Genomic DNA, 25,190 nt, shown 5'->3' on the forward strand with positions numbered 1-25,190 from the left:
GTGATCATCCATGCCGGCGCGTTAACTGCCGCCTGTGAACGGGAGCAACCATAAGCGTGGTTAACAGCGCTGCAACAGCTGATCTCAAATTGCGCCTGATTGAAGAGGCGCAGCGGCTTGGCTTTGCGCAGATCGGCTTTGCACCTGCGGCGGATGATCCCGATCGCTCCAGGCGACTGCATGATTGGATCGAGGCCGGACACCACGGATCCATGGGCTGGATGGAAGATCGCGCGGATGTGAGACAAGGTCCGCAATCGATGTGGCCCGAAGCCAAGAGCGTGATTGCTCTGGGCATGGCTTACACACCCAGCGTGGATCCGATGGCGCTCGAGAAGCATCCGGACCGGGCGCGGATATCGGTCTATGCGCAGGGGCGCGATTACCATGATACGGTGAAAAAGGCTCTCAAGGCGCTGGCCCGGTGGCTGGTGGCCGAAGTACCCGAGGCACAGCTCAAGGTCTTTGTCGACACCGCGCCGGTGATGGAAAAACCCCTGGGCGAAGCGGCCGGGCTGGGGTGGCAGGGCAAACACACCAATCTGGTCAGCCGCGAAAACGGCAGCTGGCTTTTCCTGGGCGCGATCTATTGTACGCTACCATTCGAGCCAGATGATCCGCACGATGATCGTTGCGGGTCATGCACGGCGTGCCAAGCGGCCTGCCCGACAGACGCCTTCCCCCAGCCTTATGTCCTCGATGCGCGGCGATGCATTTCTTACCTGACGATTGAGCATGCCGGACCAATTCCGGAGGAATTCCGTGAGGCGATGGGCACCCGTATCTATGGTTGCGATGATTGCCTGGCGGTATGCCCGTGGAACAAGTTTGCCGATGCAGCTGCGCGGCACAAGGCGTTCCTGCCACGCGCGGAACTGATCGCACCCCGCTTGGCTGATCTGCTTGCGCTTGATGATGCAGGATTCCGTGCGCTCTTCTCGGGGTCTCCGATCAAGCGGATCGGTCGCGACCGGTTCGTGCGCAATTGCCTGATCGCGGCGGGCAATAGCGGGGATGCCACGCTGGCCGATGCCGCCGCCGGCTTGCGGTCAGACCCAGACCCTGTCGTGGCAGAAGCGGCGGAGTGGGCCGCGATGCGTCTCGCCTAACCCTTGCCAAACTCGTCATTGTGCTCGCCCAAAAGCGGCGCGTGGCCGAGCGGCCCTGGCTTCCATCCGCTGAAACTGTTGGGTTCCCTCATTTGGAACAGTGGCCCCTCGCTGGGGTGCTCGCCATGCTCGAAGAAGCCGGTTTCGCGCAGATGCGGATCGTCGATGACATCATTGATGTCGGTCGCTGGCATACAGGGGATATTATGCGGGCGCAGGATTTCGAGCCATTCCGCAGTTGTCTTCGCCGGGGTCAGTGCTGCCATGCGCTGATATAGCTCTTTGGTGGCGTGCAGGATGCCCATGATATCCTGGAACCGTTCTTCTCCGGCCAGATCGGGGTCCCCCAGCAAGGCCACAACCTGCGTATATTGTGGCAGTGTATACGGCACGATGCTTATCCAGCCATCCTTGGTCGGGAATGGCTGCCGATCGGGATCGACCTGCCTTGCATAGCCCGCATCATTATTGGGGGGATCGAACGTTTTGCCGTCCAGATGTTCCTTCATCATGAAACTGGCAAAAGCTTCGAACATCGGCACTTCGACATGCTGACCTTCGCCGGTCCGCAGGCGGTGGGTCACAGCGGCCAGGGTGGCATAGGCTGCGTGGAGCCCGGCCACTTTGTCGGCGATTAGCGAAGGCAGATATCGCATGCGCGGGTCGCCATCGACCCGCGGCAATAGCGATGCAGTGCCAGTCGCAGCCTGAATGACATCATCATAGGCCTGCAAACCGGCATAGGGGCCACCTGATCCGAAACCGACGCAATGGACATAGATGATCTTGGGGTTGAGCGCTTTGACAGCTTCGTAGCCGAAGCCGAGCCGTTCGATGGCGGCTTCGCGCACATTGTGGACGAAGATATCCGCCTCGGCCAGAAGATCGCGCATGATCGCGGCATCTGCACCGTCTTTGAGATCCAGCACCAGTGATTTCTTGCCGCGGTTCAGGGCAATGAACCCCGGGCCCATTCCCGCGGTCCGCGCTGGCTTGGCCCCGGGGCGGTAGGCATCACCGGTTGGTCCTTCGATTTTGACGACCTCGGCCCCGAAGTCAGCCAATATCTGCGTGCAATAGGGGCCGAACACGACACTGGTCAGGTCAATCACTTTAAGCCCCTCCAGCATGGGCTTGCCATCACCGGGTGCGATCATCGCGCGTGCCTCCTAGAGCAGTTCCTTGAGCGGGGTTTCGATATCGGCCAGTTGGTTGGCACTCGCTTCATGCCTTGCTTCGACCAGCTTACGCCCCTGGACATAATCCTTGGTGCGGTTGACGCAGTCGAGGGCGATAACCTTGCCTTCACGCAAATAGATGACCGAAAAACTGCGTTCAGCCGGATCGCCGCGCAGCACGGCCTGGTCATAATCAAGCGAAATCCCGACAGTCTGCAGGCGCAGATCATACTGGTTCGACCAGAACCATGGTGTCGCCTCGTAAGGCAATTTCTCGCCAGTGATGGCCTGGGCCACGGTATTGGCCATATCGTTGGCATTCTGCACCGATTCCAGTCGGATCACGGCGCCATCCGCAAAGACATTGGCGTGGGCGGCGCAATCGCCCAGAGCGTAGATATCATCCAGCGTCGTACGGCAATATTCATCGACATCGACGCCGTTTGAGGCTGCTGCCCCGGCAACGATCAGGGGCCCTATGGCAGGCACAATCCCGATCCCGACAATGACCATGTCTGCAGGGATGATTTCGCCATCGTCGAGCTTGACGCCGGTCACCCGACCATCCTTGCCTTCCAGCGACTCCACTTTCGTGTCGACCCTCAGATCGACCCCGCGGGCGCGGTGTTCAGCTTCATAGAATTCCGAAAGGGCCTCTCCGGCCACGCGCGACAGCACCCGTGGCAAAGCCTCCAGAACTGTGACATCGCACTCCATTTTCCGCAGCACTGCTGCTGCTTCAAGCCCGATATAGCCCCCGCCAATCACGACGACGCGTCTCGCTCCGCCTTGCAGTTCGGTCTTCAGATGCTCGACGTCAGACCGGTTGCGGATGGAATGGATTCCATTGAGGTCTGCTCCGGCGCAAGACAGCCTACGCGCATCCCCGCCTGCCGCCCAGATCAGCTTGCGATAGGTGAGTTTGCTGTCGTCGGCGAAGCGGACTTCGTGGGCGACCGGATCAATGTCTGTCACGGCCTTGCCCAGCCGCAAATCGACCCCCTTGTCCTGCCAGAAAGCTTCGGGTCGGATCAGGATCCGCTGGAACGGCTTGTCTCCGGCGAGAAAATCCTTGGAAAGCGGAGGTCGTTCGTAAGGAGGATCGTTCTCGCGCGTTACCAGCGCTATTGATCCCTCGTGCCCCTTTTGCCTCAAAGCGATGGCGGCCTGTGCGCCGCCATGTCCCGCCCCAACGATGCAAATATCTACATGCTCCATGGGGGCGGGGCATGAAGCGACTGCGTCGTTCTCGTCAAGCCCAATAGTGTGGGGCCAATAATTCGCGACTTGCGGTCGTTAGCGGGACAAGACGTTGCGCGCCTGACTGGCGATCTGCGCCAGCATGGCGGGCGCTACAGGGGTATGGGCCTGCGCGCGCGTAATCATGCTGCGGAACTGCCTGATCGCCGCGCGGTTCTCTTCGATCCAGCTGTCGACCACCTTGAACGGATTGTCGACCATCCCCTTGCGACGCGCCAGGCGCTGGAGAAAATCGAACCGCATCTGCTGGAAGTCGCGAGCGAGGCCTGCCACCAGCAAGCGTTCCCAAACGTCCGAAGGGTTCATCAGCGCAGCCGTACCCTGGGCCCAGGCCAGTCCCAATTCTTCGCCCAAGGCCGTGAAAGATGCAGCGAGTTTGCGCGGATCGATGCTTGCGTCGACGGCCAGTTTGGCAAGCCCAACCGCGCCATCGAGATCGAACATATGCACGACCTGGTTGGCGATTTTTTCTGGCGCGCCCGCTTCGGAAAACTCTTGCTTGAGCTTAGCGGAGATCTGGCGACTTTCATTGGCGAGCAGGTTTTCTGTGCCGGTCGAGAGGGCATCGATGCTCGGACGTAATTCGGCAACAACCGCACTGGGCGAGGTGAAGCCGGAACACACCCGCAGAACGTCTGCCATCTGGATGCGCATTGCCACTGCCATGCGGTCAAACAGTGCCAGCCTGGTGGATTCCGGCATGGCGCTGTCGTCGAGCAATTCCCACAGCTCGCGCACATCGAAAAGGCGCTCTGCCGCTACGAAGGCAGTCGCGACGTCGGCCAGGCCGACGCTTTCTTCTTCGGCCAGTTCGAAAGGATGGATCAGCCCCAGTCGGTTGACAATGCGATTGGCCAGATCGGTCGCGATAATTTCGCGGCGCAGGCGATGGTCTTCGATCTGCGCCCCGTATCTCTTCCGCATCGGCGCGGGGAAATAATCGCTCAGATTGCGTTGCAGCGCTGGGTCTTCGGGCAGGTCACTGGCCTCGATTGCATCCTGCAGCGCCAGCTTGGTGGAGGAGAGCAGGACGGCAAGTTCCGGCCGTGTCAGGCCGATGCCGTCACCTGCGCGACGGGTAAGGGTTTCGCTATCGGCAAGGCCTTCGGTGCGTCGATCGAGATCGCCCGCTTCCTCTAGTGTTTCGATCAGGCGCAAATGGGACGCGGTGGCATCCGGACCACCATGTTCGGCGATCGACAGGGCAAGTGCCTGGAGCCGATTGTCCTCCAACACGATATCCGAAACCTCGTCGGTCATATCGGCAAGCAAGGTGTTGCGCTTCTTCTCGGACAGCTTGCCAGCTCGGCGGGCCGCCGCCAGCGCAATCTTGATATTGACCTCGTTGTCCGAGCAATCAACGCCCGCCGAATTGTCGATGAAGTCGGTGTTGATCCGCCCGCCAGCCAAGGCGAATTCGATCCGGCCGGCCTGCGTCACACCCAGATTGGCGCCTTCGCCGACAACCTTCACCCGCAAATCGCGCCCGTCGACGCGCATCGTATCGTTGGCGGGATCGCCGACCTGGATGTTGTTCTCGCGCTCAGCCTTCACATAGGTGCCAATGCCGCCAAACCACAGCAGATCAGCAGGAGTTTTGATGATCGCCGAGATCAGCGCCTCGGGCTCGATATTTGCTTCGTCAATGCCCAACGCATCCCTGGCCGGCTTGGACAGCTTGATCGATTTTGCGCTGCGCGGGAAAATTCCTCCGCCCTTGGAAATCAGCTTGGCGTTGTAGTCTTCCCAGCTTGACCGGGGCAGCTCGAACATTCGCTTGCGCTCTTTCCAGCTGGCCGCCGGATCGGGGTCGGGATCGATAAAAATGTGTCGGTGATCGAATGCTGCGACCAGCTTTATTGCCTTGGACAAGAGCATTCCGTTGCCGAACACATCGCCCGACATATCGCCGCAACCTACTACACGGACTGGCTCTTTCTGGACATCAATGCCCATCTCGAGAAAGTGCCGCTGGACCGATACCCACGCGCCCTTGGCCGTGATCCCCATCGCCTTGTGATCGTAGCCATTCGAACCACCGCTGGCGAAGGCATCGTCGAGCCAGAAATCGCGACTTTCGGCGATCCCGTTGGCGATGTCGGAGAAGCGGGCAGTGCCCTTGTCGGCGGCGACGACGAAATAGGGGTCTTCGCCGTCACGGATCACCACATCACGTGGATGGACGACTTTGCCCTCGACGATATTGTCGGTGATCGACAGCAGTGTCCGGATAAAGACTTCGTAGCTGGCTTGCCCCTCGGCAGCCCAGCCATCTCGATCCCGGCCTGGGTCGGGTAGTTGCTTGGGATAGAATCCGCCCTTTGCACCGCTGGGGACAATAACGGCATTCTTGACCCGCTGGGCTTTCATCAGGCCCAAAATTTCGGTGCGGAAGTCATCGCGTCGGTCTGACCAGCGCAGGCCTCCGCGGGCAACCGGACCGGCGCGCAGGTGGATACCTTCGACCCGGCGGGAATATACGAAGACTTCGCGCCATGGCACCGGCTTGGGCAGGTTAGGAATCAGGGCAGAATCGATCTTGAACGCCATTGCTTCTGCCGCTGCCGGTGCGAACGCATTGGTCCGGAGCATCGCGTCGATGACTGACTTGTAAAGGCGCAGCAGGCGATCATCATTGATCGCGGCAACCTTGGCCAGCCCTGCGCGGATAGAAGCGCTCGCGGCCTCTTCAGCAGCGCTACGGTCTCCATCGAACCCTGGATTATGACGCGCTTCGAACAGGGCGATCAGGGCTTTGGTGACCGAGGGCGCGCGGGCAAGCGCGTCAACAACGGTGTAGATCGTGAAGCCCATCCCGGTCTGGCGGAGATACCGATACAGCGCCCGCAACAATTCCGCATCGCGTGCAGCAAGACCTGTTCCAACGACCAGGCGATTGAACGGGTCATCCTCGGCATGGCCGTTGAGCACATCAGCAATGGCCCGCTCGATGGGCTCGGCCCGCTCCAGGATAGCAGCCTTTGCATTGCCTTCAGGAACCGCAAGCAGGAAATCATGGACGGTCCCGAGGGCGCCATCAGCCAGCGGCGAAGGGATTTCCGTCAGCACCCGGAAGCCGAAATTCTCAAGTGCGGGAACAGCGTCAGAGAGCGACAGGCCGCCTTCATGCTGGTAGATTTTCAGCCGGAGTGCATTTTCCGCATCGCTAGCAAGATTATAGAGGCGTGCATCGCGCGCATCGGCTTCAGCCGCATGATCATCGTCTCCAATATGTTTGGAGAGCAGCCGGATACGGTCGATGTCGATCGCTGCTTCGCGCGCGCCATAGTCGGTGCGATAGGACGGTGGGAATGCTCCGGCAAACCGGCTGGCGAGAGCAGCAGCACGACCCGTTTCGACGATGTTGGAAAGCTCGCTCTCGACGGCTTCGTTCCAGCCGCGCAGCATGTCCTGCATGCGATCTTCGAGAGCGTCTTCATCGATGGTGCCAGACGCCTCGCGGATATCCAGAACAAACCGTAGCATGGCCAGAGTGCCGCCTTCGACTTCCAGGCTCCAGTCGAGCAATTGAGAGCCGGTCGCGCTTTCCAGCATGGCCTGGATTCGGCGCCTGACATCGGTCGACATCATGTCGCGGGGCAACCAGACAAAGGCGAACAAGTGGCGCGCGAGCGGGGCCTCAACCAGGGCCATACGTGGCCGCGGCCGGTCCACCAGACTCATCATTGTCGTGGTGACGCGGCTGATGTCGTCATCGGCAAAGCCGATAATGAGATCGTGCGGCAGGGTGGTGAGCGCATGGACAAGCGCTTTGCCCGCATGCCCCCCAGGGTCGAACTCATGGGCATCCATCAGGCCGCCTAGCTGGGCGCGCAATTGGGGCACCTGCCCGGGCTTGGCTGCCAGCGCGGCGCTGGTCCAGACCCCGGCGTGAATGGAAAGCGACGCGACCTTCTTGCCTTCGAAACGCGGGATGATGAACAGATCGAGCGGAACGCGGCGATGGACATTGGAGAGCCGGTTGGCCTTGACGATCAGAGGGATCCGGCTTGCCTGTTTCCCCGACTTGTCAAACCATGCGAAGGCCCGATCATATGAGGCATCGGCCAGAATTTGCTTGGCGCTCTTGCGGCAAATGCCGAGCAATTCGCTATGGCTCCCATTGCGATGGCGGGTCACGTGTCCAAGCTGGGTCAGCATCCCGTCATTGAGCCAGCGCAGCAGGGCTTCGCCTTCTGCATTTTCGACGGTATCGGCATCGCGGGCCATGATGTCCTGCATCGAAGGCCAGTCGGCCACTGCCGCGCGAACATCGGCCAACGTTGCGCGCAGGGTTTGCTCCAGTTCCCGGCGCTGCTTCGCGTCGACCCGCTCGGTCTCCAGATAGATCATCGACTCGCGTGGGGCTTCGGATTTCTTGCCGGGCAAGCCAGCCAATCGTCCGCGGTCGCTCCGCTCGACTCGCAACACAGGGTGGACGAGCCGGTCAATCGAAAGGCCGCGCGCTGCAATCGTTGCTGCGACCGAGTCGACGAGGAACGGCATATCATCGTTGATGATCGCCACGCGCAGGAAGCGCCGGCCTTCGGTTTCTGAGACCATTGAAATTGCAGCTTCGCCGGTGTCGCGTCGTTCTGCAGCGGCGTATACGAAGCGGGCTGCATCCTTGATTTCCTTGGCGGAAATCGGGTCATCACCGGGCAGCAAGGCTGCGCCCAGCTTCTTTGCCAGAGTGTTCAGGAGCTTCGGATCCGGACCCTTGCTGGCGGCTGCATCACCCTTGGTGCTCATCGAAGGAGCGCTCCCTCTCAAATTCAAACGCGCCACTGCATTACATGATTACCGTATAACGCAGTATTGTTACGCCGTTAGGCTTTTGCCCTATCCCTCGCAAGCTTTGTGGTGCGCGTTGTCTTTACGGTTTCGGACAATCTCTGACCCCATATGTCGGATTTGCGAGCTAGAATGCTGCATGGTTTCGGCTCGCATCCATAGTCAGTTCGAGGGAGCGTAGCCGGGCCTCTGGATCATAGGTGGAACCCGCTGTGACAATCTCGTCGGCACCGGTTCGATCGACAAAGGCCGCTATGGCCTTGCCGACAGTTTCCGGTGCACCGATCGCTGCGGCTTGTTCAAGATGGGCCAGCATCGCCTGCACCTGCGCCGGAAGGGAATCGCGATAGTCGCGGACAGGGGGCGGGAGCTTGCCCGGAGATCCTGTGCGCAAGCGAACAAAGGCCTGGGCCTGGCTAGACGCAAGGTAGCGTGCCTCCTCATCAGTCTCGGCGCACATCACTTGCATGGCGGCCATGACATAAGGTCGTTCCAGTGATGCCGACGGCTGGAAGTCCCTGCGATACACAGCCAAGGCAGCGTCCAGATGATCGGGTGCGAAATGGGATGCGAACGCATAAGGAAGCCCCAGCTTTGCGGCCAATTGCGCACCGAACAGGCTGGACCCCAGCATCCACAAATCAATCTGTGCACCAAGCCCCGGCGTGGCGGCAATCGGCAGCTCCACATCGCCGGTGAGAAGCGCGCGCAGCTCTGTAACATCCTGCGGGAAATACTCCGAAGCAGCGTGCAGATCCTTGCGCAGGGCGCGTTGCAGTTCCGGCCCGGCACCCGGGGCCCTGCCTAGGCCCAGATCGACTCGCCCCGGAAAGAGAGCGTCCAATGTCCCGAATTGTTCGGCAATCTGGAACGGGGTGTGATTGGGCAACATGATGCCGCCAGCGCCGATCCTGATCGTGGATGTAGCATTGCCGATATGCGCAAGCACAACGGAGGTCGCGCCGCCTGCAATCCCTTCCATCGCGTGATGTTCGGCAACCCAGAACCGGTTGTAGCCGTAGCCTTCGCTGGCCCGCGCCAGAGCCGTGCTATCTGCCAAAGCCTCTGCAACAGTTCCACCTTCGCGAACAGGGACCAGGTCGAGTACGGCAAGCTTGGTCATACAAAACCCTCTACAATTGCCAGCAGCCGCGCAATGTCTTCCGGGCGAGAAAGGCGGTGATCGCCGTCCTTTATCAAGGTTGTCGTGACCGATCGCGTTTCCAGCGCCACTGCAAGTCTCAAGCTGACGTCGGAGGGGACATCGGCGTCATCCTGACCATGGACGAGGTGCACTTCGCAGCCAATAGCGATAGGCCGATCCAGCTGGCGATGCGCCTCGGCATCGTGCCAGAACTTTGCGAAGGTCGGCGTCGGTTCCGGCCCGTAAGGATTGTCCTCGAAAACGGTTTCGCCTGCGGCAAGGGCTGCTTTCTGTTCGGCATCGAAGCCCCAGTCGGAAAAATCCGGTGCGGCTGCGATGCCGACCATGCCGGCAAGCCGCTGGCCTAGCTGGAGGCCGACCAGCAGCATCAGCCACCCGCCCATCGATGACCCGATCAGTACGACCGGTCCGCTCTGGCGCGCCTCGATAAGCGCGAGGACCTCATCGCGCCATTGGCTCAGTGTGCCATCGGCGAATGCTCCGTCGCTCCGCCCGCAACCGGAATAGTCAAGCAGCAGGCAAGCCTGGCCATTCTCCCTTGCCCATTCGAACAGGGCTGTCGCTTTACTGCCATCCATATCCGACATGTAGCCGGGTAGAAAAACGAGCGCCGGACTCTTTCCCTCGCATTGGCGAAAGGCGATCCGGCGCGCGTCTGGTAGCGTGTGATACTGGACGTCGTTCATGGACAGGCGTCATGCCTGCTGGAACGGTGCTGTGGCAAGCTCAGTAAGCAGCTGGCAGCACGAAGCTCTCATTTCCGGCGTCGCAGAGCGGTTCGGCGCAGCCTGACAGGGCCAAAACCAGCGCGACAGCGGTTATCAATCGTCTCATTCTCCCTTCTCCCTTTGGAAGATCTCCTCGATCCGCATTGCGAATATATCGGCCAACCTGAACGCAAGCGGAAGCGATGGATCATAGCGACCTGTTTCAATCGCATTCACGCTCTGGCGTGAGACACCCAGCTTGTCCGCCAGATCCTGCTGACTCCAGTCGCGTTCGGCGCGGAGCACTTTGAGGCGGTTCTTCATACCGCGCCCCAGGTGCCATATTCGATCCGGTTGGCGGCGGCTCCGATTCCAAGGCCGAAGAACCAGACGACGACCCACCAATAGGCATCAAGGTGGAAAACGATGTCGGCTGTTTCGAGGAAGCCCCAGATCGATGCAGCGCTCAGGGCGATCCCGGTCGCTACCAGGGACTGCCGGATCACGAGCATGCGCAGAAATTCGTCATCTTCCTCGGCAATAAGGCGTCCGACTGCCCAGATAATCCCGATTATCGCCAGTCCTGGCAGCACTGCCAGAAAGGGGCGAAGCCATGGGCCAAGATCGGCAGCCTTGGTCGCGAATATGAAAATGCCGAATGACACCAGGTAGAGCGACGAAAAGACCGCCACCCGCTTCACATAGCGCTTCTGTGCCACGCCCCGGCCAAGGCAGCCATCTTGTGCAGCATTGAGCTGGCGGTTTGCGGCCCAGATCATTGGCGCTGTCAGAACCAGCGGTGCGAGCATCAAGATCGTCACCGCCGGGCCCTCTATCGCGCCAGTCATCACCAGAGCGATAATCACGCCATAGGATGCGAGCATCATGCCCATCCAGAACATGGGCCCGCGGCCGTTCGTGTTTGCAGCCGATTCCATGATCAGGCGGCCCTTGTGCATGAGTCGCTGCCCGATCCCAGCCATGCTGTCGGGAAGATCGCGAGCAAGGCCATCGGGGCAAACTGGGCGACCTGCTCCGGGACTATGCCGGCGACTGCAAGCAAGGCAATGCCGATCATGGCTGCGGCCAGCAAAAGTGCTTTTGAAATCTGTGTCATGTCAAACCTCCTTTTCTTGATGTAAAGGGTCATTTACATAGCGTGCGTACGATGTCAAGCGTAATTGACAAAATGACAAGGCTTGGCTCCACCTAGCGCGGTTTCTGACTTGGTGACTGTCACAACAGGTTCATTCGGCGTAGCCAAAGCATGACTCGTTTGAAGGAGCTTTGCTTTATGATCAGGACCGACCCGCCAGAGCCAGCCAACCTTCCGGTGCTTGACCGTCGCACGATCTTGAAGGGCGGCTTTCTGGGTGCGGGCCTGGCGGCGGCGCCCCTTGCCGCACAAGGCGGCATCGGCTTCACCCACGGTGTTGCCAGTGGAGAGCCCTCGGCCAGTTCAGTGCTGTTGTGGACCCGCTATGTCGCCGATCAGCCCACCTCCATCCGGTGGGAGGTGCGCGAGGCCGATGCAAACAAGCGCCTGACTAGTGAAGGAGAGGTCACTGCCTCACCCGATCGCGATTGGTGCGTCAAACCCGTCGTGACCGGGCTCGAGCCAGGGCGTTGGTACTACTACCGCTTCTTCGATTCTGCCGGCAATGCATCGAGCGAAGGGCGCACCAGGACTTTGCCTGTGGGGGAGACACCGGAATTCCGGCTGGCTGTGGTGGGTTGCTCCAATATCGGCTTTGGCTGGTTCAACGCCTATGCCCATATCTGCGAAGCAGACGACACCGACCTGGTGCTTCATACCGGCGACTATCTCTACGAGTATGGCGAAGACAATTACCCCGATGCCAGCCAGCGTGTGCCCGGCCGGGGCCTGCAGCCCAATACCGAGATTGTTGCGCTGGCAGACTATCGCGCGAGGTATGCAACCTATCGCCGCGATCCCGATCTCCAACGATTACACCAGCTATATCCGATGATTCATGTGCCGGATGATCACGAGAGCGCCAATGACAGTTATCGCGATGGCGCGCAGAACCACCAGCCGGACACCGAAGGCTCCTGGGATGCCCGCAAAGCTGCATCGCTGCGCGCGAAGAGCGAATGGATGCCGGTGTCCGACGAGCCGTGGGCCGCCTATGAAATCGGTGCGCTAGCGACGCTGTTCCGCCTTGAGACCCGGCTTACGGGAAGGACAAAACCGTTCGATCTGGGCGACATTTTTCGTCGCGGCGGGGGCGATCCGGAAAAGACAGTTGTGGCGCTGCAGGCGTTCCGCGACGACGAATGGCGTGATCCGTCACGCAGCCTGATGGGTGAGGTGCAGGAGGCTTGGCTGGCTAACGGCCTCGCTGCCTCACGCCGCGCTGGCAAAACCTGGCAGGTGCTGCTCCAGCAAGTTGTCATGACCAGTCTGAAGACCTCTCCGAGCATTGCCGCAGGAATGACCGACGCCGTACCCGCCTTCGTGCGGGAACGCATTCTTGCCGGGGTGATGACCAGCACAATTGGCCTGCCCTTCAATATGGATGCTTGGGACGGCTATCCCGCCGCGCGAGAGCGACTGCTCACTTCCGCGCAGGAAGCTGACGCCAATCTCGTTGTACTGGCGGGCGACAGCCACAATGGCTGGGCCTCCGATCTCGCCAATGGCGATGCGCCAGCAGGCATCGAGTTTGCTGGCCATTCCGTCTCTTCACCCGGCGCGGAAGCCTATTTGCCCTGGATTAAACCTGCAGATTTCGCCGAGATGGCAGTGTCGACCAACGATCAGCTCAAATGGGCAGACACCGGCCAGCGCGGCTATATGGCAGTGAAACTGACTCCCGGGCGTGTGACAACCGACTATCGTTTTCTTTCGTCGGTTCGCCAACGTTCGACGCGGTTGGCGGGATCGAAGCGTCTTGCCTCTGACGCGGGTAGTCAAGTCCTCCTCACGTAAGTCTGGCTCGTCGATCCGTCGAGGCAATCGGAACTATCGCATTGTTTCTCCGTTGAATTGATAACACAGGAGACAAGAATGCTTACGAAGATGATCGGCGCCCTGGTGGGTGGAAAACTTGCCCAGAATGCGAAGAATGTCGGCGGACCGACAGGCGCTGCGATCGGCGCGGCCGTGCCGTTCCTTCTCGCCCGAATGAGCATCCCTGCCATGATCGCGATGGGCGTGGGTGGATATGCGGTGAAGAAATATATCGACAAGAAGGACGCGGGTCAGCCTGGGCCGACCAAGACATCGGCAAATGTTGCGTCAATCCCGCAGCCTAAGGCGACCTAAGAAAGTCACAGATACTAGGATCAGGGTCGGCCCGACAGGTCGGCCCTTCTTTTTGCGCGTTGGAAGGCGATAGAGAAGCGCGTATTTCTCTTGGCATGCCCAGCGTCAATACGACATCTACACCAGCGAACACCCCCGCAAGTTTGAGGTAGCCGGCTTTGGTCTGACGCCGCAATTGCCGCCGCCCTAGGCCGGGCAGCGTGCGACAAACCGGTCCGGACATTCTCCAAATCTGATGTCGCCCCTTTGCGTGCGCGTCGTCCTGTGCAAAAGGCGCGCCCGACACGGACGGAAATTTGAACGATGACGGAACTCTTGAAAATCAGCTTGCCCGACGGTTCGGTGCGCGAAATGGAGGCGGGCTCCACGCCTGCGGATGTTGCCGCCGCCATCGGCCCTGGCCTGGCCAAGGCTGCGATCGCGGCCAAGGTCGATCATGGCGCGGGGGCAGAGATACGCGATATCAATCGACCTTTTGAAGGCGATGCCGAGGTGGCGCTGATTACCAGCCGCGACGAGGAGGAGGCGCTGGAACTGGCGCGTCATGACTTTGCCCATGTGCTCGCAGAGGCGGTCCAGGCACTGTGGCCGGGGACCCAGATCACCTTCGGTCCGGCGACGGATGACGGCTTCTACTATGACGTAAAGGCACCGGCGGACCGCGAGCCTTTCAGCATGGATGACCTGCCTGCGATCGAAGACAAGATGCGTGACATCATCAAGGCCGACAAGCCGTTGATCCGTGAGGCATGGAGTCGCCAGCAACTGATCGAAAAGTGGCAGGCCGAGGGCGAGGTGTTCAAGGCGGAATGGGCCAAGGAGCTGCCCGACGATGAAGAACTGACGGTCTATTGGTCCGGCGAGCCGGGATCCGAAGGTGCCTGGCTCGATATGTGTCGCGGCCCTCATCTGGCGAGCACGGGCAAGCTGGATCCGCAGGCGTTCAAGCTGATGCGCGTGGCCGGGGCCTATTGGCGCGGCGACCAGAACAATGCGCAGCTGACGCGCATCTATGGCACTGGCTGGCTCAACAAGAAGCAGCTCAATGCGCACCTCCACCGGCTGGAAGAGGCCGCCAAACGCGATCATCGCAAGCTGGGCCGTGAAATGGACCTGTTCCATTTGCAGGAAGAAGCCCACGGCAGCGTTTTCTGGCACCCGCAAGGATACAAGATCTGGCGCGAGCTGGAGGCGTATATGCGGCGCAAGATGGATGGCGGCGGATACCAAGAGATCAAGACGCCCCAGCTAATGGATGTCCGGCAGTGGACCCAATCGGGCCACTGGGGGAAATATGCCGAGAACATGTTCGCTGTGCCCGACATGGTTCCCGACGTCGATGAAGAGGATGGAAGCGCCTCTCCGACTGTTGCGGACGATGCCGACTGGATGGCGATCAAGCCCATGAATTGCCCAGCCCACGTGCTGGTCTTCAAGCAGGGCATTACGTCTTATCGCGACCTGCCGATCCGTCTGGGCGAGATGGGCTGCTGCCATCGGAACGAACCCCATGGTGCGCTGCATGGCCTGATGCGGGTGCGGCAGTTCACGCAGGATGATGCGCATATCTTCTGCACCGAGGAACAGGTGGTCGAAGAGGTGCGCAAGTTCTGCAAGCTCGCCGACAGCGTCTATCAGGACTTCGGCTTCAGCTATCACGTCAAATTGGCCCTGCGACCCGAGAAGCGGTTTGGCAGCGATGCAGACTGGGACAAGGCAGAACAGGAACTGCGCGATGCCGTGGCCGAGGCGGGCATGGACAATGAAGAATATGGCTGGGAAGAACTGCCGGGCGAGGGCGCTTTCTATGCTCCCAAGCTCGAATGGCACCTGACCGACGCAATTGGCCGGACCTGGCAAGTAGGTACTATCCAGGGCGACCGTGTCCTGCCCGAGCGGCTCGATGCGACCTATATTGGTGAAGACGGCGACCGGCATCGTCCGGTCATGCTGCACCGTGCCATTTTCGGATCCTACGAGCGCTTTATCGGCATCCTGATCGAGCATTTTGCCGGGCGCCTGCCGGTTTGGCTCGCACCTACGCAGGCGGTTGTTGCAACGATTGTTTCCGATGCCGACGCCTATGGCCGCGAGGCGATGGCAAAGCTGGAAGCGGCCGGGATCCGTGTCGAGAGCGACTTCCGCAACGAGAAAATCAACTACAAGGTTCGCGAGCATTCGCTGGCCAAGGTCCCGCATTTGCTGGTCCTGGGTATGCGGGAGGCTGAGGAAGGTACCGTCGCGATGCGGACATTGGGCGAGAAAGAGCAGAAGGTCTTGCCCTTGGATGAGGCAGTCGCATTCCTGAAAGCGGCCGCCACTCCGCCCGATCTCGTCTGACGGACGCCATTGATGGAACTGATTGCGGGCTACACCGCGTTGCAGATTGGTGTGGCACTCGGCGCGGCTTTGGTGGCAGCGTTTATCCGCGGGCTTGCCGGTTTCGGGCTGGCGATCCTGATTGTGCCCGTGCTCGCTCTTGCGCTGACGCCGGTTGAGGCAGTGCTGGTGACCAATTTTGTCGCGCTGTTCCTCGGGCTGCTTGAATTGCAGATGATGCGCCAGCATGCGGAACGCAGCGCGTTGACGATCGGCCTGCTTGTCCTGCTGACGACTGCGCCCGGTCTGATCCTGTTAGCGGCAACGCCGCCCGATCTCGCCCGGCTCCTGATCGCTATGGTGGCATTGTCTGCCTTTGGCGCGGTCCTCTTCCCCGTCCGGCCGGAAACGGTTCCTGGCCCGGTGGCAACGGGTGCTGTCGGAGTAACAAGTGGCTTGCTGACCGGGTTTGCGGGCATGCCCGGTCCGCCCGTCGTACCCTATTATGTCGGTCGGGCTATCCCCCGGCAGGTGGCCAAGGCGTCCATGGTCACAATCTTCACAGTGGCGGCTTTTGCCGGCCTCGCCGCAGGCCTCGCGATCGGGGTCTTGGAATGGCGTTTGCTCGGGCTCGCGCTGCTCCTGTTTCCCACGGTTTTGTTGGGCAACTGGCTGGGTTCGCTTGCCTTCGGCCGGGTTTCGGACGCGGTTTGGCGCGGCTTTACAGGGATCGTGCTAGCAGCGGCTGCCATCGCAGCTCTCGTCAAGCTCCTGCAGTAACCTCTCAGGCGCTTGGCAGCATGCGCCCTGTCAGGATGCGGCCCGCGCTACCTTCGCGAACAATCACGGCATAGGCATTGGCCCCGTCAATCCGCTTGTCCGCAGCGTCGATCATATAGCTCGCGCCTTCGCCTGCCAGTGTGCCCAGGCTTCGCTCGCCTTTGTAGACATTGGTGTAGGTCACACTTCGGCCACCATTCTCGCCGCGTCCGATACGGACCCTTTCGGTCTGGTCGAGCCCCACTAGCTGCACGTTGGCACTGGCCGAGCGTGCACCGGTGATCATAATTTCGGTCGAGCCGTCTTCCTTGTGGGCAAATTCGACCTCTGGCAGATCGGAGAAACGGGCCTGTGCGATAAGTTCGCGCAAGTCGGCCTCGCGCGATCCCACCAACCCTTTTTCGCCATTCACAACGGCTTGCGGCGTATAAACACCGTTGCGCCCGCCTAGTGTACGGCGCGCATAGGCACGTTGCAGGGTCGTGTTTTCTTCTTTGCCCAGCGTGTCAGTCCAACCGAGGCGATCCCAGTACGTTACCGGGCGCTCGATCACGAGCAGATTTGGCTCCTGCGCCAGCCGTCCGGCCAGACGGTCTGCCGGCGGGCACGATGAGCAGCCCTGACTGGTGAAGAATTCGACTACCACTGGCTTCCCTGCGTCCGTTACGGGATTGGCCATCGCCTTCTTGCCAGACATCATCTCGGCTTTGGTGATCCCAGCCGGGACGCTGGCATTGGAGGAATTGTTGAAATGGACCGTCCCCGCGGTGAAGGCCGTAGCGACCAGTCCGGCAGTGATCCAGAGTGCCTTGTTCATGGCGTGAGTTCCTGTCTTTTGTTCGACAGGCTATTCGCCACGAGGCGCCGATCGGTTACGCGCCTATCCCAGAAAAGGGTACCAGCTGCCCGCAGCGACCAGCGCCAGGCCGGATGACCACACGATTGCCGCGCGCGCCATGTCATGCGCGCGAATTGCGATTGCTGTGCAGTCCGATTGGGTCATGCGCCCAGTTTCCTAGACGGGACCTAACAAGCCGTTAAAGCGTGGGCATCTGCTGGCTCGCGCAATGAAAGCCCCCGCCTCCGGCCAACACGGCGTCGGCCCGAAGCCCGATCGTCGCGCGGTCGGGGAACAGGTCTGCGATAGTGGCAACACCGTCATCGTCGTGTGCCGAACCGAAAGTCGGAACGACAACCAGCTTCGATGTGATGGCAAAATTGGCGTAGCTTGCCGGTTCGATTTTGCCTTCGCGCCGGATCAACCCGGGCGAGGGAATGTCGATCACATCGACTCCGAAGGCGAGTGCGCGCGCTTTGGCGTCACGATAGATCTCTTCATTCGGATCATCGCTGCCGGTCGCGATGGGCAATGCGAGGCGATTGGGGCCGACAAAGCGTGCAAGATTGTCGACATGGCCATCGGTATGGTCGTTGATGAGCCCCTCACCCAGCCACAGGATCCGATCAAACCCTAAATCTCTCTCCAATACATGCGCGATGTCGCCGCGAGACTTAGACGGGTTGCGATTGGGATTGAGCAGGCACTGTTCGGTCGTGACAACCAGCCCGGTTCCGTCACTGTCGATAGCGCCGCCTTCCAGGACCCAGTCGCTTGATCGAACAGAAAGGTTGGCATCGCGGGCCAGATCGGCGCCGATCGTTTGGTCGCCTTCCATCAGGTATTTTCCGCCCCAGCCATTGAACCGGCATCGCAACGCAGTGCCGTCCTTCAGTACCAGAGGGCCGGTATCGCGCAGCCAGATGTCGCCATATGTTCGGCGCTCGATTCGCACCGATGCACTTACGAGTTTGCGCGCGCGCGCTTCGTTTGCCGCATTGCGCACCAGCAGGCGGACCTCCTGCCCGCTTGCGCTTACGGCATTCGCGAAACTTGCGATCTGCTCTTGTGCCCGGTGCAGAACACCGGGCCACTCGTCTGCGTCATGTGGGAAGCCGATCCACAACCAATCCTGCTTCGCCCACTCGGGCGGCATAAGGGCGGTCATGGCCCGGCTTCCCCGGATGCTTTCGCTAGCAGCCTTCGCCTGCTGCGCAGCTTTCGTCACGGGTGGCCTTGAACTCGTCACCCTCGACCCAATTGGGCCAGCTGGTGCTCATGCCCAGCATGCGGCCGAGTCGGTAGAACAGCTGCAAATCGCCCATCACGCCAGACCAGTCCCAGCTCTCGTCGAACTCATCCTTCGGACCGTGATAGCGATTGTCGCGATAGTCGGTTGCGATTGCGGCACCGGCTTCGCGGCCGCCCTCGATCAAATCTTCACCGCCATCGACATAGAGCATCGGCACCCCGCGCTTGGCGAAAGCGAAATGGTCGGAGCGGTAGTAATAGCCTGCTTCCGGATTGGGATTGGGCGTTGCTACCCGCCCATCGGCGTCAAGCGCTGCGTTGAGGAAGTCGTCCAGCCGGGATTTGCCCGGGCCAACGACGGTTACATCTTTGGATGGCCCTGCGACAAGGAAGGCATCCATGTTGATGCCGCCCACGGTCTGGCTCAACGGATAGATCGGGTTGGCGGCATAGTAATCCGCTCCAAGCAGGCCGGATTCTTCTGCCGTGACAGCCAGGAACACGAGGCTCCGATCAGTTGCGCCCGCCTTGGCATGGGCTTCTGCCAAGGCAACCAGTGCTGCCGTGCCGGTCGCATTGTCCACCGCGCCGTTACAGATGTTATCGCCATCGGGTGCCGGGGTGCAGATGCCCAGGTGATCCCAATGCGCGGTGTGGATGACATATTCGTCAGGACGCTCGGCCCCAGGCAATACACCGATGACATTCTTGGACTGGAACGTGCGAATGTCGTTCTCGAACGCCGTAGAAATCGTCAGGCCGAGCGGGACCGGAGTGAAATCCGGGCTCTTGGCCGCTTCGGCAAGAGCATCGAAATCTTGCCCAGCCGCTTCGATAATCTGGCGTGCTATGTCTTTCTGTACCCAGCCGTTCATCTGAGTCATCGGCGGGGCATTGTCACCCCGCTGGGCGTAGGCTTGCGGGCCTGACCACGAGCTTTCGACAACGTTCCAGCCATAGGAGGCTGGTTCGGTGTCGTGAATTACCAGAGCAGCAGTCGCGCCCTTCCGGCCTGCTTCTTCATATTTATAGGTCCAGCGACCGTAGAACGTCATTGCCTTGCCGTTGAAAGTGCCGTCGAGCCCTTCGCTGTCGAAATCGGGATCGTTGACCAAGATGACAGCAGTTTTGCCTGCCATGTCGACGCCTTCATAATCATTCCAGTCGCGTTCAGGCGCATCGATGCCGTAACCAACGAAGACAAGCTCGCTATCCTCGACAGCGGTTGCGGCTTCTTCCTGATAGGTCACACCGACCCAGTCCGTGGCAAAATTGAACGACAGGTCGACGCCTTCGCCACTGACGGTGAGCGGAGCAAAATCCCTGCCGGTAATTTCAACCAGCGGCACATCTTGTACCCAGCTGTCGCCATTGCCCGGTTGCAAACCAGCGGCTTCGAACTTTTCGATCAGCAAGTTGACCGTCTTCTCTTCACCCTCGGTGCCCGGCATACGCCCGCCGAATTCGTCGGTAGAGAGCGTGCGGGTAATGTCGACCATGGTCTGCTCGGAAATATCGCCGGGCTCAACTTCTGGGATATCGAGCGCGGCATCGCCTGTCATGGCGGCATCGCAGGCCGTAAGTGAAAGTGCTGCCGTAGCAGCAAGGATCATGCGCTTCATGGAATTTCCCGTCGTGATCAAATGCTGGCGGCCTTCTTGCAAAGGCACGGCGATAGGGCAAGTGCTGGGCCCAAGACCCTTGCTCTGGCGAGGGCGGCGCGGCAGGGCATGGCTATGACTGGTGACTGGCAATCAGCCCTGGACCGAGCGCGGACCCATGCGCCCTTTCTTGCGCGTGCACTGGAGCGCCAACCCGAACTGGCTGAGCTGCTTGCTGCCGGCGAAGCCGAACAAGGGCTTGCCTGGTCCAAATCGCAATCGGTGCAGGGAGCGACGGGCGCGACTCTACGCAAGGAGCGGCTCGCGCTGGCGACCACGCTGGCGGTTGGGGATCTTGCCGGAGCATTTCCGCTGGCAAAGGTGATGGCGGAATTGTCGGACTTTGCCGACCGCGCACTGGACCAGTCGATTCTCGCCGCCATTAGACGCCGCATCGAAACTGACGACAGCAGAGGGTTCATCGCTCTGGCTTTGGGCAAACATGGTGCAGGCGAACTGAACTACAGTTCGGATATCGATCCGATCCTGCTGTTCGATCCGGATGTATTGCCACGGCGCGAGCGCGATGAACCGGGCGAAGCTGCGCAACGCTACGCCCGCGAAGTGGTGAAGCTTCTCTCCGAAGTGACCGATATCGGGTACGTCTTCCGCGTCGATCTGCGCTTGCGCCCGGCTTCCGAAGTGAGCCCTCCGGCGGTATCCTGCGATGCAGCTTTGTCGCATTACGAAAGTTCGGCTCTCGCGTGGGAGCGAGCGGCCTTTATTCGCGCGCGGGCAGCATCAGGGGATACCGCCAGAGGTACCGACTTCCTCGATGCGATACGCCCGTTCGTATGGCGCCGCAGCCTTGATTTCGGGGCCATTGAAGAGATTGGCCGGCTCACCACACGGATCCGGGAAACCTATGCAGGGCCGCAAGTTCCCGGCCCCGGCTTCGACCTCAAAAAAGGTCGCGGAGGCATTCGCGAGATCGAGTTTTTCGCCCAGACCCACCAACTTATCCATGGAGGGCGCAACCCTTCCTTGCGGGTGCGGGGAACACGGGCCGCACTCGACGGCCTGGCCGAACTGCAAATTATCAAGAGCGAAGAAGCTCGGATGCTGGGCGATTGCTATGACCGGCTCAGGGTTCTCGAACATCGGCTTCAGATGGTGAATGACCGGCAGACCCATGCGCTGCCCGAGGAAGGGGCTCTCGATGGCGTAGCCAAACTGGACGGCCTTGCAGGATCTGCAGAGCTGATTGCGGAGGTTGCGCAAATCAGCGAGCGTGTCGGTGCCCGCTTCGATCGGCTGCTGGATACCACGACAAGCCCTGACCGGGTCCATTCGATGTCCGATGTTGCCGCGCATCTGGACGGGGCCGGAGTCGCAGATCCGGGCCGGATAATCAGGCGCGTCGAGGGTTGGCTGGATGGTCGCTACCGAGCCCTGCGCACCCCCAATGCACGCTCCGCATTCAGGGCCTTGTTGCCCCTGCTGGCCGAGGCTCTTGGCAGCGCGCCCGACCCGGATCGCGCCATGTTGCGGTTCGAACGGCTGCTTGAGAACCTGCCAACTGCAATCAATCTGTTTCGTCTGCTGGAAGCGCGGCCAGGTTTGCTGGAGCAGCTTCTGCGCATCCTGGCCTTTGCTCCGCCGCTGGCCGATGAGCTCGGGCGCCACCCTGCCTTGCTTGATACGCTGATTGATCGGACTGCTCTGGATTTGCCTCCTCCGGTGGACGCGCTGGCAAGTCGCATGCGCAGGAGCGATCCGGATACACCATATGAGGTGCTGCTCGACCGGATCAGGATCGTTACCAATGAACAGCGCTTCGCATTGGGCGTGCAGCTCATCGAAGCCGCTCATGATCCTCTGGAGATTGCGGCGGGCCTCTCGCGAGTCGCCGAGGCAGCGTTGACCGTCGCGGTTGAGGAAACCAGCGCTGAATTTGCCGCGACACATGGGCGCATTGATGGGGGGGAACTCGCGGTTCTGGGCCTGGGCAGGTTGGGCGGTGCTGCGTTAACCCATGCGTCTGATCTCGACCTGATCTACCTCTTCACCGGCGACAGCTCCGCAGAATCGGATGGGGCGCGGCCGCTTGGCGCCACGCTCTATTTTAACCGCCTCGCGCAGCGCGTCAGTGCCGCATTGAGTGTGCCGACGGCGGCGGGGGACCTGTATGAAGTGGATACGCGGTTGCGGCCTCAAGGTGCCCAAGGGCCGCTGGCCGTGAGTGTCGAGAGCTTCGCGCGGTATCAGCGCGACAGTGCTTGGACCTGGGAGCATATGGCACTGACCCGGGCCCGCGTGATCGCCGCCACGCCTGCGACGCGGCAAAATCTGGACCCTCTGCTAACCTCTTTGTTGGAACAGCCACGTGAACCCGGACAGCTCCGCTCTGACGTATTGAAGATGCGCGCGGACATGGCGGCTCATAAGGCACCCAAAGGTGCTCTGGACGCCAAGTTGGTGCGTGGCGGACTGGTGGATCTGGAATTTCTTGTCCATTTCCTCCAGCTCAGGGAATTGACGGCATTCGATCCGGGGTTGGCGACCGCATGCAGTGAGTTAATCGACCAGGGATTGTTGCGGCCGGAGGTGGGCGAGGCGCATGATTTCCTGACCCGGATGATAGTGGCGACGCGCCTGCTGGCGCCTGGCGGCGAAATGCCGGAAGGGCGGGCCGCTGAAATACTTGCGCAGGCTTGCAGATGCTCAGGCCCAGCCGAATTGCTGCAGGCTCTGGAGGTTGCAAGGAACAGCGTGGCGACTGCATGGTTCGAAACATTCGAGATTGAACTGGAGACCAAATAATGAGCACACGGCCCCATGAAGGCGATCAGATGCCGGATGTCGCAATGGAAACCCCGGACGGCGGCACGGTGAAGCCATCGAATTTTGCCGACAAGAAGCTGGTCGTGTTTTTCTATCCCAAAGACAACACGCCCGGCTGCACGACCGAGGCGACCGAGTTTTCGGCAGCTAAGGCCGAGTTCGAAAAGGCTGGTTGCGCGATCCTAGGCGTCAGCAAGGATTCGCCCAAGAAGCATCAGAATTTCATCGCCAAACACGGGCTGACGGTTGATCTGGCTACCGATGAGCAAGACGGCGGCTTGTCCGATGCGCTCGGCATCTGGACCGAAAAAAAGATGTACGGAAAAACCTATATGGGGATGGTCCGCACCACCTATCTCGTCGGGCCCGACGGCATGATCGCCCGGGTCTGGGACAAAGTGAAGGTGAAAGGCCATGTGGCCGAGGTGCTGGAGGCTGCGCAGGCGCTTTGACCGGCTCTTTCCCTACCGTTGCGGGTGCTATTCGCTCGGCGCTGCTGACCGCCGAGCCCAAGGCGAAGGCCTTCGCTGCGCGTGATGTTGCCCGCAAGTGGCGTCTAGGGCGTCTTGCCTGGAAATTCGATGTCCCGATGCCTGACACGCCAGCCTGGCCAGAAAGGCCCGATCTGCTTTCGCCAGCCCGAATGCCAAGGCGCGGGCGCGGCGGCTCGGACAAAGGCAGGATCGCGCTGTGGCACGCATTGGCACATATCGAATTTGTGGCGATCGATCTGGCGCTCGACATCGTCGGCAGGTTCGGGGGCCGCTTGCCCCGCGCCTTTACGGACGACTTTCTGTCGGTCGCGGCCGATGAGGCGATGCACTTCGCATTGCTGGACCGGAAGCTTAGAACGTTGGGAAGCCATTACGGCGCGCTACCGGCCCATGCCGGTCTGTGGCAGGCAGCGCAGGAAACCAGCGGTGACGTCATGGCGCGTCTCGCGATTGTCCCGATGGTACTTGAGGCCCGCGGCCTCGACGTCACGCCTGCGACTTTGGAAAGGATCCGGTCGCAAGGGGACGAAAATGGCGCCCGAATCCTTCAACGAATCCTTGACGACGAAATCCGGCATGTCGGCTTTGGGACAAAGCACTTCGTCGCGCTTGCGCGGGAAAATGGGGAATCACCCCAGAATCATTGGAAAAGCTTGGTTGCGAAGCACTTCCGAGGGGGCATTAAGCCGCCGTTCAACGACTCGGCGCGTCTTGCTGCCGGTCTATCGCGAGACTTCTACGACAGTATTGCTTCATAAAGATTTCGCCCGATAACCCACCCTCACATCAGGCGCCGCCAGCTTTTGGCGTCAAACAATGGGTTGCCGCAACCACAAAGAGGGTTGCGAATATAAGGACGGGTTCTTGATCGCATTCCCGAAAATTCTGACGCGGGGCCTCGCTTTGGGCGCTGCCTTCGTCACTCTGGCAGCATCACCGGCACAGGCGAATACCAGCGCTGCCGTGGCCGCCGACATCACCAAACCGGTTGAAGAATCTGCGTCGCCGCTTGGTACAGGCGATGACCAGTTTCGCGAATTGTTCGCCAAGTGGGAAAAGCTTGACGAGGGCGCCGGATCACCTGCACCAACATCCAGCATCTCGGTTCCTTCGCGGATGCCGCTCGAAGGCGCTGCGCTGACCAGCGGGTACGGCATGCGCACGCATCCCGTTCTCGGCGGTCGCCGTCGTCACAAGGGCGTCGATCTTGCTGCGCCGACGGGGACTCCTGTCTACGCAACCGCTGATGGATTGGTTGAAATGGCCCAGTGGTTTTCCAGCTATGGCAAGTTCATCAAGATCGGCCACGGCAATGATCTTGAAACCCGTTTTGCGCATTTGTCACGGATCGCAGTGACGAAGGGCGCAATGGTCAAGAAGGGCGATTTGATCGGTTATGTCGGCTCGACTGGCCGCTCGACCGGCCCGCACCTGCACTATGAAGTCCGCATCGATGGTGTTGCCGTGAACCCGATGCCCTATATGGTTGAAAGCGAAGCGCAGGCTGCGTTCGCACTCGCCACTGGCCGTGGCGGCCAGGGCGGGAAGTAAGCCTCTTACA

General features: G+C 60.6%; 21 protein-coding genes. 9 read left to right on the top strand and 12 right to left on the bottom strand.

Features of this window, described 5'->3' with window-relative positions:
- Window positions 1-56: 56 nt before the first annotated feature.
- Entirely contained in the window at window positions 57-1,109 is a 1,053-nt protein-coding gene (gene queG, locus ABD653_RS09980) for a tRNA epoxyqueuosine(34) reductase QueG (protein WP_160778537.1), read from the top strand.
- Here the strand turns inward: queG and ABD653_RS09985 are convergent.
- The 8 genes from ABD653_RS09985 to ABD653_RS10020 form a co-directional block, all read right to left on the bottom strand.
- Window positions 1,106-2,266 (bottom strand): CaiB/BaiF CoA transferase family protein, encoded by a 1,161-nt coding sequence (locus tag ABD653_RS09985; protein WP_160778538.1) that lies wholly within the window; start codon window positions 2,264-2,266, stop codon window positions 1,106-1,108. The two genes, queG and ABD653_RS09985, sit on opposite strands and share 4 nt — an antisense overlap.
- Before the next feature lie 12 nt (window positions 2,267-2,278).
- Window positions 2,279-3,505 (bottom strand): NAD(P)/FAD-dependent oxidoreductase, encoded by a 1,227-nt coding sequence (locus ABD653_RS09990; protein ID WP_160778539.1) that lies wholly within the window; start codon window positions 3,503-3,505, stop codon window positions 2,279-2,281.
- A 78-nt stretch (window positions 3,506-3,583) separates the two neighbouring features.
- Window positions 3,584-8,299 carry an NAD-glutamate dehydrogenase gene (locus ABD653_RS09995; RefSeq protein ID WP_160778540.1) on the bottom strand — a complete coding sequence of 1,572 codons (4,716 nt, stop codon included), beginning with the start codon at window positions 8,297-8,299 and terminating at the stop codon, window positions 3,584-3,586.
- Between the two features lie 169 nt (window positions 8,300-8,468).
- A complete protein-coding gene (locus tag ABD653_RS10000) occupies window positions 8,469-9,464 on the bottom strand; it encodes an LLM class flavin-dependent oxidoreductase (protein ID WP_160778541.1) in 996 nt (331 codons plus the stop codon).
- Entirely contained in the window at window positions 9,461-10,192 is a 732-nt protein-coding gene (locus ABD653_RS10005) for an alpha/beta fold hydrolase (protein ID WP_160778542.1), read from the bottom strand. The genes ABD653_RS10000 and ABD653_RS10005 overlap by 4 nt, the downstream gene beginning before the upstream one ends.
- A gap of 144 nt (window positions 10,193-10,336) precedes the next feature.
- Complete coding sequence (locus tag ABD653_RS10010) at window positions 10,337-10,537, bottom strand: helix-turn-helix transcriptional regulator (RefSeq protein ID WP_160778543.1); 201 nt, start codon at window positions 10,535-10,537, stop codon at window positions 10,337-10,339.
- A complete protein-coding gene (locus tag ABD653_RS10015; RefSeq protein WP_234032135.1) occupies window positions 10,534-11,172 on the bottom strand; it encodes a hypothetical protein in 639 nt (212 codons plus the stop codon). Before ABD653_RS10015 ends, ABD653_RS10010 begins: the two co-directional genes overlap by 4 nt.
- Window positions 11,154-11,330 carry a hypothetical protein gene (locus tag ABD653_RS10020; RefSeq protein WP_160778544.1) on the bottom strand — a complete coding sequence of 59 codons (177 nt, stop codon included), beginning with the start codon at window positions 11,328-11,330 and terminating at the stop codon, window positions 11,154-11,156. Before ABD653_RS10020 ends, ABD653_RS10015 begins: the two co-directional genes overlap by 19 nt.
- Window positions 11,331-11,507: 177 nt before the next feature.
- Here ABD653_RS10020 and ABD653_RS10025 point away from each other — a divergent pair, with 177 nt between their 5' ends.
- The 4 genes from ABD653_RS10025 to ABD653_RS10040 all read left to right on the top strand — a co-directional run bounded on the left by ABD653_RS10025 (window position 11,508) and on the right by ABD653_RS10040 (window position 16,601).
- Window positions 11,508-13,166 carry an alkaline phosphatase D family protein gene (locus tag ABD653_RS10025; protein ID WP_160778545.1) on the top strand — a complete coding sequence of 553 codons (1,659 nt, stop codon included), beginning with the start codon at window positions 11,508-11,510 and terminating at the stop codon, window positions 13,164-13,166.
- Window positions 13,167-13,244: 78 nt separating this feature from the next.
- Window positions 13,245-13,502: a hypothetical protein gene (locus tag ABD653_RS10030; RefSeq protein WP_160778546.1), complete on the top strand. Its 258-nt coding sequence runs from the start codon at window positions 13,245-13,247 to the stop codon at window positions 13,500-13,502.
- Between the two features lie 303 nt (window positions 13,503-13,805).
- The gene (gene thrS, locus ABD653_RS10035; RefSeq protein WP_160778547.1) at window positions 13,806-15,842 is read left to right on the top strand and encodes a threonine--tRNA ligase; all 2,037 of its coding nucleotides are present in this window, start codon (window positions 13,806-13,808) and stop codon (window positions 15,840-15,842) included.
- Between the two features lie 12 nt (window positions 15,843-15,854).
- The gene (locus ABD653_RS10040) at window positions 15,855-16,601 is read left to right on the top strand and encodes a sulfite exporter TauE/SafE family protein (RefSeq protein WP_160778548.1); all 747 of its coding nucleotides are present in this window, start codon (window positions 15,855-15,857) and stop codon (window positions 16,599-16,601) included.
- A 4-nt stretch (window positions 16,602-16,605) separates the two neighbouring features.
- Here the strand turns inward: ABD653_RS10040 and ABD653_RS10045 are convergent, their stop codons facing one another.
- The 4 genes from ABD653_RS10045 to ABD653_RS10060 form a co-directional block, all read right to left on the bottom strand.
- Entirely contained in the window at window positions 16,606-17,418 is an 813-nt protein-coding gene (locus tag ABD653_RS10045; RefSeq protein ID WP_160778549.1) for a DUF1223 domain-containing protein, read from the bottom strand.
- A 63-nt stretch (window positions 17,419-17,481) separates the two neighbouring features.
- Window positions 17,482-17,604, bottom strand: coding sequence for a hypothetical protein (locus ABD653_RS10050; protein WP_267904691.1), 123 nt, complete (start codon window positions 17,602-17,604; stop codon window positions 17,482-17,484).
- A gap of 34 nt (window positions 17,605-17,638) precedes the next feature.
- Window positions 17,639-18,607, bottom strand: a complete 969-nt coding sequence (locus ABD653_RS10055) for an agmatine deiminase family protein (protein ID WP_160778550.1) — start codon at window positions 18,605-18,607, stop codon at window positions 17,639-17,641.
- Window positions 18,608-18,632: 25 nt separating this feature from the next.
- Window positions 18,633-20,312 (bottom strand): M28 family metallopeptidase, encoded by a 1,680-nt coding sequence (locus tag ABD653_RS10060; protein ID WP_160778551.1) that lies wholly within the window; start codon window positions 20,310-20,312, stop codon window positions 18,633-18,635.
- Between the two features lie 114 nt (window positions 20,313-20,426).
- Here ABD653_RS10060 and glnE point away from each other — a divergent pair, with 114 nt between their 5' ends.
- From glnE to ABD653_RS10080, 4 genes are all read left to right on the top strand, one after another.
- Window positions 20,427-23,114 carry a bifunctional [glutamate--ammonia ligase]-adenylyl-L-tyrosine phosphorylase/[glutamate--ammonia-ligase] adenylyltransferase gene (gene glnE, locus ABD653_RS10065; protein WP_234032257.1) on the top strand — a complete coding sequence of 896 codons (2,688 nt, stop codon included), beginning with the start codon at window positions 20,427-20,429 and terminating at the stop codon, window positions 23,112-23,114.
- On the top strand, window positions 23,114-23,587 hold the full coding sequence (locus tag ABD653_RS10070) for a peroxiredoxin (RefSeq protein WP_160778553.1): 474 nt from the start codon (window positions 23,114-23,116) through the stop codon (window positions 23,585-23,587). Before glnE ends, ABD653_RS10070 begins: the two co-directional genes overlap by 1 nt.
- Window positions 23,584-24,387, top strand: coding sequence for a ferritin-like domain-containing protein (locus tag ABD653_RS10075; protein WP_160778554.1), 804 nt, complete (start codon window positions 23,584-23,586; stop codon window positions 24,385-24,387). The genes ABD653_RS10070 and ABD653_RS10075 overlap by 4 nt, the downstream gene beginning before the upstream one ends.
- A gap of 106 nt (window positions 24,388-24,493) precedes the next feature.
- Window positions 24,494-25,180 carry a M23 family metallopeptidase gene (locus ABD653_RS10080; protein ID WP_234032136.1) on the top strand — a complete coding sequence of 229 codons (687 nt, stop codon included), beginning with the start codon at window positions 24,494-24,496 and terminating at the stop codon, window positions 25,178-25,180.
- The last annotated feature ends 10 nt before the right edge of the window (window positions 25,181-25,190 follow it).

Source organism: Parerythrobacter jejuensis (genome assembly GCF_039536765.1).
In the GTDB taxonomy this organism is placed as follows: Bacteria; Pseudomonadota; Alphaproteobacteria; order Sphingomonadales; family Sphingomonadaceae; genus Parerythrobacter; species Parerythrobacter jejuensis.